Source organism: Coprococcus sp. AF99-45, from assembly GCF_027663865.1.
Taxonomy (GTDB): domain Bacteria; phylum Bacillota; class Clostridia; order Lachnospirales; family Lachnospiraceae; genus Allocoprococcus; species Allocoprococcus comes.
Genome location: NZ_JAQDGZ010000009.1, coordinates 53,396 through 65,770, shown reverse-complemented (window position 1 = coordinate 65,770; position 12,375 = coordinate 53,396). Strand labels below are relative to the sequence as shown.

General features: G+C 43.8%; 13 protein-coding genes. 5 read left to right on the top strand and 8 right to left on the bottom strand.

Features of this window, described 5'->3' with window-relative positions:
• The first annotated feature begins 1 nt into the window (after position 1).
• Genes PGR14_RS08660 through PGR14_RS08650 form a run of 3 tightly spaced genes read left to right on the top strand, consistent with a single transcriptional unit; the run spans position 2 to position 1,932 of the window.
• A complete protein-coding gene (locus PGR14_RS08660) occupies positions 2 to 400 on the top strand; it encodes a hypothetical protein (RefSeq protein ID WP_270223263.1) in 399 nt (132 codons plus the stop codon).
• A gap of 4 nt (positions 401 to 404) precedes the next feature.
• Positions 405 to 857, top strand: a complete 453-nt coding sequence (locus PGR14_RS08655) for a hypothetical protein (RefSeq protein WP_173686825.1) — start codon at positions 405 to 407, stop codon at positions 855 to 857.
• Positions 858 to 876: 19 nt separating this feature from the next.
• On the top strand, positions 877 to 1,932 hold the full coding sequence (locus tag PGR14_RS08650) for a type IV pilus twitching motility protein PilT (protein WP_055261851.1): 1,056 nt from the start codon (positions 877 to 879) through the stop codon (positions 1,930 to 1,932).
• A gap of 66 nt (positions 1,933 to 1,998) precedes the next feature.
• Here PGR14_RS08650 and PGR14_RS08645 read toward each other — a convergent pair whose 3' ends face one another.
• From PGR14_RS08645 to PGR14_RS08630, 4 genes are all read right to left on the bottom strand, one after another.
• Positions 1,999 to 2,346, bottom strand: a complete 348-nt coding sequence (locus PGR14_RS08645; RefSeq protein WP_055261853.1) for an Hpt domain-containing protein — start codon at positions 2,344 to 2,346, stop codon at positions 1,999 to 2,001.
• 142 nt (positions 2,347 to 2,488) lie between these two features.
• Positions 2,489 to 3,904, bottom strand: a complete 1,416-nt coding sequence (locus tag PGR14_RS08640; protein WP_270223261.1) for a hypothetical protein — start codon at positions 3,902 to 3,904, stop codon at positions 2,489 to 2,491.
• The gene (locus tag PGR14_RS08635; protein WP_117824020.1) at positions 3,901 to 4,293 is read right to left on the bottom strand and encodes a GntR family transcriptional regulator; all 393 of its coding nucleotides are present in this window, start codon (positions 4,291 to 4,293) and stop codon (positions 3,901 to 3,903) included. The genes PGR14_RS08640 and PGR14_RS08635 overlap by 4 nt, the downstream gene beginning before the upstream one ends.
• Before the next feature lie 178 nt (positions 4,294 to 4,471).
• Positions 4,472 to 5,251: an HD domain-containing protein gene (locus PGR14_RS08630; protein ID WP_270223260.1), complete on the bottom strand. Its 780-nt coding sequence runs from the start codon at positions 5,249 to 5,251 to the stop codon at positions 4,472 to 4,474.
• A gap of 248 nt (positions 5,252 to 5,499) precedes the next feature.
• On the opposite strand from PGR14_RS08630, the gene PGR14_RS08625 reads away from it, so the two are divergent.
• Positions 5,500 to 6,387 (top strand): Rpn family recombination-promoting nuclease/putative transposase, encoded by an 888-nt coding sequence (locus PGR14_RS08625; protein ID WP_055248710.1) that lies wholly within the window; start codon positions 5,500 to 5,502, stop codon positions 6,385 to 6,387.
• Between the two features lie 279 nt (positions 6,388 to 6,666).
• On the opposite strand, the gene PGR14_RS08620 is transcribed toward PGR14_RS08625, so the two are convergent.
• The gene (locus PGR14_RS08620) at positions 6,667 to 7,161 is read right to left on the bottom strand and encodes a GNAT family N-acetyltransferase (RefSeq protein WP_008371216.1); all 495 of its coding nucleotides are present in this window, start codon (positions 7,159 to 7,161) and stop codon (positions 6,667 to 6,669) included.
• Positions 7,162 to 7,230: 69 nt separating this feature from the next.
• Between PGR14_RS08620 and PGR14_RS08615 the strand changes: the two genes are divergently transcribed.
• The gene (locus PGR14_RS08615; protein WP_242856285.1) at positions 7,231 to 7,380 is read left to right on the top strand and encodes a hypothetical protein; all 150 of its coding nucleotides are present in this window, start codon (positions 7,231 to 7,233) and stop codon (positions 7,378 to 7,380) included.
• A 117-nt stretch (positions 7,381 to 7,497) separates the two neighbouring features.
• Here the strand turns inward: PGR14_RS08615 and PGR14_RS08610 are convergent, their stop codons facing one another.
• From PGR14_RS08610 to PGR14_RS08600, 3 genes are all read right to left on the bottom strand, one after another.
• Positions 7,498 to 8,922, bottom strand: coding sequence for a glycoside hydrolase family 32 protein (locus tag PGR14_RS08610; protein ID WP_055248708.1), 1,425 nt, complete (start codon positions 8,920 to 8,922; stop codon positions 7,498 to 7,500).
• A 111-nt stretch (positions 8,923 to 9,033) separates the two neighbouring features.
• Entirely contained in the window at positions 9,034 to 10,986 is a 1,953-nt protein-coding gene (locus PGR14_RS08605; RefSeq protein WP_055248706.1) for a PTS beta-glucoside transporter subunit IIBCA, read from the bottom strand.
• A 175-nt stretch (positions 10,987 to 11,161) separates the two neighbouring features.
• A complete protein-coding gene (locus PGR14_RS08600) occupies positions 11,162 to 12,211 on the bottom strand; it encodes a LacI family DNA-binding transcriptional regulator (protein ID WP_055248705.1) in 1,050 nt (349 codons plus the stop codon).
• Between the last annotated feature and the right edge of the window lie 164 nt (positions 12,212 to 12,375).

Here is a 12,375-nt window from a genome sequence, read left to right as displayed (position 1 = left end):
TATGGAACAGACACCGGCAAAGCGTTCCAGCCTGTTTTTGCTGGAACTGATGATTGCAATTTTATTTTTCTGCCTTGCTTCTGCGGTGTGTGTGCAGATTTTTGTGAAGGCGCACACGACCAGCCGCGAGACACAGGAACTGAATACGGCGCTTGAGAAGGTTTCCGGGTATACAGAGCTTTTTCTTGCAGATGCGCTGACGGAGGACACGGAGGTCTTCTATGACGCAGACTGGCAGGAATGCAGTAAGGATGAGGCTTCGTATGAGATCGTGATCCGGGTGGAGCCGGATGGGAAGCTTTTGCATGGAACATTTACGGTGCAGCGCCTGTCCGGAGAACAGCCGGAAGAAATCTATTCGGTGGAAACAGACCGGATGACAGGCACGGAAAGGGAGTGACAGGATGAAGAGAAAGAAAAGGGGATCATACCCGGGGATTCAGATCGGAACGTCGTACCTGCTTGTGATCTTTGTAATCCTGTGTCTGGTGACATTTGCCACACTCTCACTGTCAAGTGCAAAAAGGGATCAGAGTTATAGTCAGCAGCTTGCCGGTCGGGAAACGGCGTATTGTGAGGCAAATGCAAAAGCGGCGCAGATCATGGCGCAGATCGATGATGCATTTGCAAAAGAGGATCCTGTATTTGCGATTCGACAGATTGAGGGCGTGACAGCTGAGGAAGACGGAGCGAATCTGGATATTTCCTATATGGTTCCGGTCACGGACAGTCAGAATCTGGAAGTCGAGATCCTGGCAGATCCGGTAAAGGGAACGCAGAAGGTTGTAAAATGGAAAGAGTCAGCATCTGAGAAATGGGAAGAAAAGTCAACACTTCCGGTCCTTGGAAGTGACTGATGCGAAAGGAGTTTGAGCTATGGATATCATTGTACTGCTTCAGCAGGCAGTTTTAAATCATGCATCGGATATATTTGTTGTAGCAGGTCTTCCGGTTTCTTATCGGGCAAATGGAAGAATCTGCAGGGAGAAGGAAGAAAAGCTGATGCCGCCGCAGACGAAAGAATGCGTTGAGGAATTATATAAGCTGGCAGGAGGACGGGACATCCGGGTTCTTGAAGAAAAAGGAGATGATGATTTTTCTTTTGCTGTTCCGGGACTTTCGAGATTCCGTGTCAGTGCGTACAAACAGAGGGGTGCGCTCTCAGCCGTTATCCGTGTGATCACATTTGAACTGCCGGAGCCGAATGAGATCGGGATTCCGGATCCTGTGATGAGCTTTTATAATCTGTCAAAAGGTCTGGTGCTTGTGACGGGCCCGGCGGGAAGTGGAAAATCTACTACGCTTGCCTGTCTGGTGGATAAGATCAATCATTCAATGGAAAAGCATATCATTACGCTGGAAGATCCGATCGAGTATCTGCACCGGCATGATAAAAGTATTGTAAGCCAGAGGGAGATCAATGTGGATACGGAAAGCTATGTCAATGCACTACGTGCTTCGCTCCGGCAGAGCCCGGATGTGATCCTGCTTGGTGAAATGCGTGATTATGAGACGATCGATGTGGCAATGACAGCAGCGGAAACCGGGCATCTGGTATTTTCTACCCTGCATACGATCGGAGCAGCAAATACGGTTGACCGTATCATTGATGTATTTCCGGCAAACCAGCAGAGGCAGATTGCAGTTCAGCTGTCCATGGTATTGCAGGCTGTAATTTCACAGCAGCTTGTGCCGACAGTGGATGGAAAACAGGTCCCGGTATTTGAGATCATGACGATCACTCCGGCGATCCGCAATATGATCCGCGACAATAAGGTTCCGCAGATTGATGGGATCGTGTATTCGTCTAATAAAGAAGAAATGCATTCGATGGATTTTGGTCTTCTGAATCTGTATAAAGAGGGGAGGATCACAGCGGAGACGGCTCTCTCCTATGCATCAAATCCGGAAATGCTGAAGAAAAAGCTATAGAGAAACATAACAGGAAGGGGCTGCGGTGAAGCAGTCTCTTCCTGTTTATCGTCAGTGTTTTAAGATTTAGTCAAGGGCTGCAATTGCTTCGATCACGATATCATACTGTTTTTTGACATCGGTGATCAAACCGTCAAGGTTGTCGTATTCCTGGCTGCGGAGCTTTTCGGTCAGAGCACTGCTGACATTGTAAAGTGCAGTAAATCCAAGGTTTACGGCAACACCTTTTAAGGTATGCATTGCACGAAATGCGGTTTCGTAGTCCTTTTTAGCCCAGGATTCTTCAAATAAAGCCATATTGTTGTCTTGCGGAAATTTGAGGACAAATTTGTGTATCATATTTTCATTCATAAACCGGTGAAGAATATCATTATAATCGCCACCAATTTTTACATAACATTCTTGAAGTGTCATTGTCTACAGTCCTTTCTGAACTTTTTTATCTTTGTGAAATCCGTATATTTTTGCCCCCCAACATTTTAACATGATTGTAGCATGGCGCGTTATGCTTTACAAGATATTTCATATTATGAATTGTTATGGTAATGAAAAAGGCTTATTTATTCGAAGAAATTGCATCATTTAACTGATTGTACCATTCTTTAGTCTGTGCTTCGTTGCTGCTGTTCAGAAAAATGGTGGTATCTGTTGTCTTTATCTGAAGAACCGGAGGATGTTCAATCCAGATATACATCTGGCAATGTCCGGTTTTGCTGCCACGGAAATTACCGAGAAGTTTGCTGTTATCTTCGGAACCATCAGACCGGTAGAATTTTTCATCCGGCAGATTATCCAGAAGAGTTACTGATTCCACATCAGCGAGAGCAAAGGTTGCTGTTTTATAGCCGGATGTAATAGAATACTGGGCAGCATTTTCCGTCAGGCGGATCGGTGTAAAATCGATCCGGATACAGAGGATACACATCCAGAGGAGAAGAAGTCCGGTGCCGACGAGCATTCCTCCGGTGACATATTTTGCAGAAGGGTGTCCGTAGTTCAGAGAATAATTCATGCTGTTCACACGGTCCTGTACAAAATACCGTTTGTCATTTGGATTGTTGTACCAGCCTTTTCGCCAGTAATAGTCATCATCAATATAAAATGGTGTGCTGTCCTGGGAGAGGATCCGCTCTTTTTCCTTACGCAGCCAGAAAAACATGATCAATATGATGGCAGCCGGTATCAGTTCGAGGAAAATGTAGATGCCCATTCCAACTCCGCCAATCCAGTTGCTGGATGCAATATCCCGGATGATCCCGAGATAGGCGCCGGTATTGCAAATGTTGGAGACAAAAAGGAATATGGTGTATAAACGCTTTTCCAGTGCATTGATCTGCAGGTTGATCTGTGAATTTTCACTGTAAATTTTGTTTGGCATATGGGCGAATAAATAGCCGGTACCCATGTAAGCTGCCGCGACAAGAATTGTGCAGAGAAGCATGACTCTTCCATCACTTTCGGTCAGCAGATAAGTACGGACCTGTGGGAAAAACAGAGGGATCAGAATCACTGCAGCCGGGATCAGATGAAGCTTTGCCGGCAGTATCTTTTTCGCAATTTGTGAGGAAGTACGGGTATCCACTGCAGCGGACACATCTGCATTTGCTGAGCTGATCCATCCATTTTTCTGCTTAATGTCGTATACTTTCTGGTGATAATGATAGACACGGAGGATGGTAAGAAGGCAGAATTCTACGAACCACAGTGTCCATACGGTAATAAAAATAGAAAAGTAAGTAAAGCAAAGCAGGCATACCGCAATTCCTGCAAGCATGTTCCACAAATAAAACTGGCGGTTGTGCTTTTTATAAAGCTGGAGAAGCTCTTTTATGTCGGGATGTTCAAGTTCAGATTTAGGAATATGGACTCCCATCAGCATTCCTTCCCGGTATTTTGCAATATTTCCATAGACTCCGGCAAAGATGCCGACCATGGAAATGTCTGTAATTAAAAATATAATCAGCATCATCATTTCGCTGTTACCTCCATTTCGTTAAATGTTCTCTGGCAGAGTTCCAGGAAGTCGGTCAAAGTCATGCCGTGGAACTTTGCTTCTGCGCTTAAAAGTTCCAGTTCATCTGCCAGCTTTTCGTCAAAGCGGTTATCTGGTGGAGCAGAGGAAGTGGGATAACAGATGGTTGTTCCCTTACGGCGGTCTGTCTCGAGGAAGCCTTCTGTTTTCAAAAGCTGGTAAGCTTTGCTGACGGTCATGGTGTTGATACCGAGATCGGTTGCCATCTGGCGGACGGTCGGAAGCGATTCCCCCGGCTCAAATTCCCCTCGCCCGATTCCTTTGACAATCTCGTTGCGCAGCTGAAGGTAGATCGGGACTTCGGACTGCATGTTGATCTTGATGATCATATATCGGCATCTCCTTTCTGTGAGATTTGATTGTATTATACCATGTAATACAAATAATACAATAGGAGGATAAAAAAACAGGAAAATGATGTACACGCTTTCAAGGTGCAAATAAATCTTAGAATTTGTTTTCCTGAAAGCGCGTATGTCAGTTCCTTGATTTCGTGAACTAAGAAGGTTAAGATAACCGACTGCCTGTATGTGAGTTAATAAACTTCTGCATATAAGTCCGAATTTTTTCCATTTGCTTTTTTGTAGAAGGATTGCTATATGGAATCCTGTCGATAATGCGGTTTAAGTAGTCATTTTCCGCTATGATATCAAAGCTTTCTTTGAAGTTAATATCGAAGAAATAGACAATATAAGATACCCAGTAATCCATCTGTGTGACGCGGTCTGCGGAAAGGATACATTTGTTTTTAAAAACTGTTTCGTATACCTTTTGGGTTATGTTCTGTGTACCGAGTTCTTCTTCAGAAACGTTAATAAAGGTGTTTGTGGAGTCTACGAGCTTTACCCGGCAGTTGTCCAGCTTGTCCTCATCACGGATCAGCTTTGCGTGTAAAAGTGTCTGCGAATCTGAGATTTCAGGGAGTTCATAATCGCTGTGGTGGGCGATTGCAGTGTAAATGATGGAGTCCCATTTGTCATCCGGAAGAAAGCGGCGGATCATGCCTTCATCAAAAAGCACTTTTACACCGTAAGCAGCGTGATCCATTGTGCCAGGCTCAAAGCTGTCGTAGCGCTTTAACTGCTCAAAACGCCCGATGTCGTGAAGGAGTGCAATCAGCCTTGCAAGGTCGGTGTCTTCGGTTGAAAGATGCATCCTTTCGGCAAGCTCTTCTGCCTGTTTTACAACGCCGTAGGTGTGGATGATTTTTAATTTTATGCGGTCATTTTCGCGGTCGTATCCGTTAAGGTAAGATTCAAATTCTTGTTGTGCGAGTGGATAGTACATGAAATTAAGCCTCCTGGAAATATATGGTTAGTGATTAAAAGCTTTATGAATATGATAACACAAATTTTATTATTTTTTAATTGCTTCTGCCAAGAGAAACCAGTATTATTTGAAATAAGGCGAATGTAGAAAATCAAATCATATATAGATATGAGTGTATTTATTGTAGATAAAATTTTATATCTACACGAAACATGAGTTATGACGAATTTACTTATTAACCTTTTTCGATTATAATGGAGGCAGAAATGAGAAAACAAAAGAAAAAGATTCGTCATAACAAACAAACTCATAACCGGCAATATAAAGATCGATTATGGAGAATGATCTTTAATAACAAAGAAGATCTGTTGCAGCTTTATAATGCAATCAATCACACAGACTATCAGAATCCTGATGATCTGGAAGTAAACACATTAGAAGATGTCCTTTATCTATCTATGAAAAATGATGTATCCTTTCTGGTGGGTGGTACAATGAATCTGTATGAACATCAAAGTACCTTTAATCCCAATATGCCACTACGTGGCGTGTTCTATTTCGGAAGGCTATATCAGGGATATGTAGCAAAGAATGATCTGGATATATACGGAGAAAAAAGACTACGGCTCCCGATACCGAAGTACATTGTTTTTTATAATGGAACAAAGGATGAACCAGATTCAATGGAATTAAAGCTGTCTGATTGTTTTGAAGCGACAGATGATGAAAAATCGTGTCTGGAATGTACAGCGATTATGCTGAATATCAATTATGGTCATAATCAGGAGCTGATGCATCAGTGCAGACGGCTGGAGGAGTATGCAATATTTGTGCGATGTGTCAGGGAATATATGCAGTTGGAAGATACAATGGAAGATGCGGTTTCTAAAGCAATGGATGCCTGTATCAGGCAGAATGTGTTGACGGATTTTTTGAAGAAACATCGAGCGGAGGTGTTGGAAATGATTTTGACAACATATAATAAAAAATTGCATGAGAAGACATTAAGAAGAGAAGGGCGTGATGAAGGGATACAAAATATCAATCGACTGAACGGATATCTGTTAGCAGATAAAAGATACAGTGATTTAGAACGCTCAACAAAAGATACCGAGTATCAAGAAAAACTCCTGAAAGAATATGGAATAGAGTAAAATAAGAATCCCGTGTCAGATGTCAGGAGAAAGTGTAAGTTACTTTCTCCTGCGCCGGACACCTGCTTATATTCTGGCAGATGATATTTTTGCTGGATTGAATACAATTCTGGTCGCCAGAGGATTCGGATTTTTCTGGTGAGGTCAACGTGAGGATTCGCCAGCATTTCCCGGACAACATTTTTCAATTGTGTTGATATCATTTGAAGTTGCAGAATATTTTTTTGACAGATTTATAATTTCTTCTAAAATACTATTGATTGTCATAAAAATACCCCTCTATTCAGATATCCTAATAAATTCATAAGCAATCCGCGGAGTCCCGTCACTGACGTAAATAATCCCACATTCTTCAAATCCATTCTGCTTAAAGCAAGCCTGCATTGGTTGATTATCCTTGTGGGTATCTACACGCAGATGTGAGATTTGTGTCTTGCAAAAATCAAAGCAAGCCCGTGCAATCCCTTTGGTTGTTCCGTCAGATGCAAGGCGGTGAACGGTTCCGTATGGAGCCTCGGAACGCCAGCTTCCATTTTCAATGAGTTGATAGTTCGGCTCGTCTCCGATGATAAGTGTAAAAGTGGCAACGACCTTATCATTTTCTACGCAGACATAACTGTTACCATTCTGGATATCCGGTTCGAGATCTTCGAGAGCCGGATAATTTGCATTCCATTGTGTCGGGTTTCCGGTTGCGTGCATGAACTGGCGTGCGGTGTCAAAAATATTTAAAATCGTGTCTACATCTTCTGGAAGTGTTTTTCTGATTAACATAGTGTTTCGTTACCTTTATCTGTTTTTTGTTGTATATGAAGTATAACATTTGAAATAAAAAAAGAAAAGGTGGAGAAGAAGGGATTTCTGGAAGCGGTAAGGATTTTGCTTTCAGAAAAAAATATGCTGTTTGAGTCGTTGCGTGAAAAACTGAAAAGCTATCCGGAACTGAACAGTATGCTCTATTCGCTTTTATTTACAGGAAAAGCGATTGTGTAACAATCAGAATTAAAAAATGCCAGGCAGGATACAGCATGCAAAGGAGGAAAAGGGATTGCTGTACCCCGTCTGGCGTTTTCGTATACGGGAAGCTTTGGGGAATTGCCCATATACGATTTACTGAATTTTATCGAATGTAATGTGAGCACTTGGGGAATGCACCACAATCTTATAATCATTTGGATAATATCTTGTAGAGAATACGAATTCTCCGTCATTTACAAATACTTCAACGGAAGAAGTATCTGCAAGGATTTTTACATTTTCCAGAGTGCCGACTTCGGCGTAGCGAAGGCTTCTGCCTGCGGATACGGAAGTTTTACTTTTGGTTGTGAAATGCATCTGGAACCGTCCATTCTCATAGTCAAGGATCAGTTCATCTGAAAGGACAGCCTGGAAATGATTCTCCTTAATTCCATCTACATTTACTTCATATACCGGGCAGCCACTCTGGGTAAGTTCATTCTGAACATCCTGAAGCTGTTGTTTTTTTGCATCCAGCTCGCGAACCGGTTTCTGGCAGACTTTGCCATCTTTTATGAAGACTTCTCTTGGAAATGTAAAGCAGTGCTGCCATCCGTCTTTGATGGTCGGATTGGTATATTCTTCGCAATCCGGCATTCCCATCCAGCTGATATGGATGCGTCTTCCATCTTCTGCTTCGAAGCTCTGCGGAGCGTAATAGTCAAAACCATAATCCCACAGATGATAAGGGGATAATTTGTAGGAATCTAAAATGTCGCCGTCCACAAGGAAGTAACCGGACTGGTATACATTTCGGTCAGCCCACTCTTTGCCTTCCAGGCCCTGGACGGAGGAGGAAAGGATTTTGATGCCGTCCGTTTCAAAATAATCCGGGCATTCCCACATATAACCGAAAGGCTTTTCGGATTCTACACGGCTGCGGAAGTGCCAGTTTATTTTATCGGAGGATTCAAAAATCAGTGCCTGACCGACATCATTTTTAGTACGTGCGCCCTGGATCATGTAGTAGGTATCGTCCTTTTTCCAGACCTTCGGATCGCGCACATGGCAGGTCAGGTCAGAAGGATAATCGCTGTTGCGGAGCAGCTCTTTTTTGCTGCCAAAATGGATTCCGTCTTTGGTTGTGACGAGTACGGTATTTGCCTCACGGCCGGTGTTGATATAATCAAAATCTCCATCTTCCAGTTTGACATTTCCGGTGTAGTAAAGATACATTGTACCGTCTTCGAGGAAGGCAGATCCGGAATATACACCGTGGCAGTCAAATGGCTGATCCGGGTAGAGGGATACACCTTTGTATTCCCAGTCGATCAGATTGGTGCTGGTGTAATGACCCCACATTTTCACACCGCCTTCGGCGTTAAATGGGGAGTACTGGAAAAATGCGTGGAACACACCATCCATCTGACAAAGTCCGTTCGGATCGTTGAGCCAGCCAACCGGAGGCATCAGGTGCAGTTTCTCGCGGAACTGTGTGCCGGATGTCTGTTCTTTTGCTGTCTGGTTCTCTTCTGCTGTATTTACTAAGTTTACAAAATCTCTGGTTAATGCGTTCATATTGATTCACTCCTGGAAATAGTTCCGCAGGCAACGGTTCGGAAAACGTATTGATACGGATATCCGACACCTGCTGCGGGAGACAAATCTGATTATTTGTCATGAGTTATTTTATTTCGTAAGTTTCATAACAGATGATTTACCGGTTACAGTGCCGGGTGCGGCACATTCTACAGAATCATACAGATCTGTATTGGTAAGAATCATCATGGTTGTTGCCGGATGTCCGGCTTCTTTTATTGCATTTAAATCTGCTTCGATCAGCACGTCTCCGGCGTGTACTTTTGCACCGTCAGATACTTTCTTTGTAAATCCAGTTCCATCCATTTTTACAGTGTCGATTCCGACATGGATCAGAAGCTCTGCGCCGCCGTCAGTCAGGATGCATACTGCGTGACCGGTATCAAAAATGCTTACGATTTCGCCATCACAAGGTGCGGTGATGATGCCGTCAGCAGGTTCGATCGCTACGGTTTTTCCAAGGACTTCTGCTGCAAATGTATCGTCTGCGATCTGATCATTTGGAATGATCTTTCCATTTACTGGAGCATTTAACACTTCTTCGGAAGAAGTGGTTTTTGTATTGTCTGAAGCTGTTTTGGTTTCGGAAGCAGCAGATTCTTCGCTGTCTGTTTCCTCTACGGAAGCTGCAACAGTAACAGGAGCTTCTGCGACTGGTTCTTTCTTCTTGTCTTTGTAAAGTGCGAAGGATACTGCAAATGCAACACCGACTGCGATTGCCATCTCAATGACGTACTGAAGTGGCTGGTTCAGGCAGAGCAGGATTCCGAAGATACCGGTTACACCTGTTCCTTTTGCACCGAGGTGAACAAGGGAAGCATAAAGGGCTCCGCATCCTCCACCGATGCATCCGGCGATAAATGGTTTAAAGAATCTTAAGTTTACACCAAAGATTGCAGGTTCTGTAATTCCCATAAATGCACTGAGTGATGATGGAAGTGCAAGGGATTTGATCTTCTGATCTTTTGATTTTACAGCAACGGCAAGTGCTGCCGCACCCTGTGCCACGTTTGCTGCACTTGCGAGTGGCAGCCAGTAGGTTACACCGTATTTTGCAAGCTGTCCGATATCGATGGCTGTGTACATTTGATGGATACCGGTAACAACGGTCGGTGCATATAAACTACCCATGATCAGACTTCCAAGTCCGAGTGGAAGTGTCAGCATCCACTGGATTGCTCCGAGGATTGCATTTTCAGCCCATACGAAGATTGGTCCGACGATGGAAAGTGTAAGGTATCCGGTTACGAATACGCTGACAAGCGGTGTGACAAAAAGGTCTAAAACTTCCGGTACGATCTTGTGAAGCTTTTTTTCAAGTACGGATAAGATCCATACAGCGATGACAACCGGAATAACGTGTCCCTGATAGCCGACCATGTCAATGTGATACAGTCCGAAGAACACGCTCTGTGTCTGCTGAACACCTTCTGTTGCAACTGTGTAGGCGTTCTGCAGGGACGGATGGATCATAATCATACCGATAACTGCGCCAAGGTAAGGATTTGCGCCAAATGCTTTTGCAGCGGAGAATGCAATCAGGATCTGCAGGAATGTGTAAGCAATGTTACTGAAAAGGGTTGCAAATACATAGATCGAGCTGGTTGTGCTGATGTGTAAGAACCCGTTACTGTTCATGAAATCCAGTGCGTTCATGATTCCCATAAGGAAACCGCTGGCTACGATCGCCGGGATGATCGGTACGAAAATGTCTCCCAGAAGCTTGATGGCTTTCATAAACCAGTTCTGCTTTTCGGCAGCAGCTTCTTTTGCTTCTGCTTTCGTGCTGGCTGTGATGCCTGCGATTGCAATAAATTCATCAAATACTTTGTTGACGGTTCCTGTTCCGAGAATGATCTGGAGCTGTCCGGATGCTTCAAATACACCCTTTACTCCGTCTGCATTCTCAAGTGCTGTCTTATCCGCTTTCGAGTTGTCTGCAATGACAAGGCGAAGTCTGGTAGCACAATGGGCAGCAGATACGATGTTCTTACTTCCACCCACATGATTCAGAATTTCCTTTGCGGTTTTTCTGTAATCCATATTCTCTCCTCCTTTAGATACAATGTGTAATCGATTTCATATCTTATGCTTAAATAATATGAAAAAAAATGCCATTTGTAAATATGGCATTTTTACTGATAATTCATATTGTTTTTTGTGAAAAGTGTTGAAAGAAACTTTCATTTCCTTAAGAAACTCCGGGAAATCAGGAAAATCAGGTAAGATTTTCGGAGTCTGAAGGGTCTGCTCCAACAAGACGGAAGCCGAGCTTCATCTCGATCGGGATCTGTTCTCCTCTTTCAATACTGTCAAGAAGTAGCTCTGCGCCGCGGATTCCACTGGTTTTGTAGCCGAAATGGATGGTTGGGATTCCTCCGGTGACGGCTTTTAACATCTGGTTATCTCCGAATCCGGTTACTCGGATGGACGTATTTTCAAGGATATAGCGCATTCTTGCACCTGCATCGGCTGCATTTGTCGGAATCTGCTTTTTTAAGTAGGTCTGAATGGCTTCGATTGCTCCCGCTGCTATGGTATCGGTTGCACATGATATGACATCGATATCACATTTGCTTTCCAAAAGATCCAGAGCAGACTCATATCCGGATTCCAGCGTGAAGGCTGAGGTTCGCTTATTTTCCTCGAAAAGCGTGACACCTGCATTTTTGAGTCCTGCGATAAATCCGTCCTCTCTTGCGGCACCAGCAGCTTTGTCATCACGGGTAACGCCGATGTAAGCAACTCCTTTTTTACTGAATCCGGCAACGGCCTGTCCCATTGCCTTTCCTGCACCGTAATCGTCGTGGTAAATGCAGTTTGCGTGTGAGGTGCGCTGCCCGATCACGACAACAGGAACCTTTGTCTCTTTTAAAAATTTCCGGTGACCGGCGGTGAATATCGTACCGACAAGAATAATTCCGTCCACCGGATAATTTTCAAATAACCGGAGGTATTCTACTTCCTTTGCAGGGGTGTTGTCGGTTCCGGCAAGAAGCATCTGATAGCCTCTTTCGGCGAGAACACTTTCAATTCCGGCAGTGATCCGGCTGATGGATTCAGAATTGATCTTCGGGACGACCACGCCCACCAGGCTTGCCTTTTTGGTACGAAGCATACGCGCCTGTGCGGATGGCTGGTATCCGGTTTCTTCGATGACTTTACGGATCTGTTCTTTTTTCCCTTCACTGACGTAGCCGCCGTTCAGATATCTTGATACAGCTGCGCTGGAGACACCGGCGAGCTGTGCGATTTCTTTGATGGTCATAATCTGGTAAATGAAACTCCTTTGTATTTGATACTCTTATTATAGTGGAAAGCAAAATAACAGACAAGACCGGAGAAAGGAGAAAATCCAATCTTGGTCTTGCCTGTATTATTTTGGTTATAACTTTTTAAAATGATGTAAGTGTCAAAAGTAAATTTTGCCGT

Excerpts from the sequence above, each read along its gene's own strand:
- PGR14_RS08660 (WP_270223263.1), top strand. The coding sequence starts at position 2 with ATGGAACAGACACCGGCAAAGCGTTCCAGCCTGTTTTTGCTGGAACTG.
- PGR14_RS08655 (WP_173686825.1), top strand. The coding sequence starts at position 405 with ATGAAGAGAAAGAAAAGGGGATCATACCCGGGGATTCAGATCGGAACG.
- PGR14_RS08650 (WP_055261851.1), top strand. The coding sequence starts at position 877 with ATGGATATCATTGTACTGCTTCAGCAGGCAGTTTTAAATCATGCATCG.
- PGR14_RS08645 (WP_055261853.1), bottom strand. The coding sequence starts at position 2,346 with ATGACACTTCAAGAATGTTATGTAAAAATTGGTGGCGATTATAATGAT.
- PGR14_RS08640 (WP_270223261.1), bottom strand. The coding sequence starts at position 3,904 with ATGATGATGCTGATTATATTTTTAATTACAGACATTTCCATGGTCGGC.
- PGR14_RS08635 (WP_117824020.1), bottom strand. The coding sequence starts at position 4,293 with ATGATCATCAAGATCAACATGCAGTCCGAAGTCCCGATCTACCTTCAG.
- PGR14_RS08630 (WP_270223260.1), bottom strand. The coding sequence starts at position 5,251 with ATGTACTATCCACTCGCACAACAAGAATTTGAATCTTACCTTAACGGA.
- PGR14_RS08625 (WP_055248710.1), top strand. The coding sequence starts at position 5,500 with ATGAGAAAACAAAAGAAAAAGATTCGTCATAACAAACAAACTCATAAC.
- PGR14_RS08620 (WP_008371216.1), bottom strand. The coding sequence starts at position 7,161 with ATGTTAATCAGAAAAACACTTCCAGAAGATGTAGACACGATTTTAAAT.
- PGR14_RS08610 (WP_055248708.1), bottom strand. The coding sequence starts at position 8,922 with ATGAACGCATTAACCAGAGATTTTGTAAACTTAGTAAATACAGCAGAA.
- PGR14_RS08605 (WP_055248706.1), bottom strand. The coding sequence starts at position 10,986 with ATGGATTACAGAAAAACCGCAAAGGAAATTCTGAATCATGTGGGTGGA.
- PGR14_RS08600 (WP_055248705.1), bottom strand. The coding sequence starts at position 12,211 with ATGACCATCAAAGAAATCGCACAGCTCGCCGGTGTCTCCAGCGCAGCT.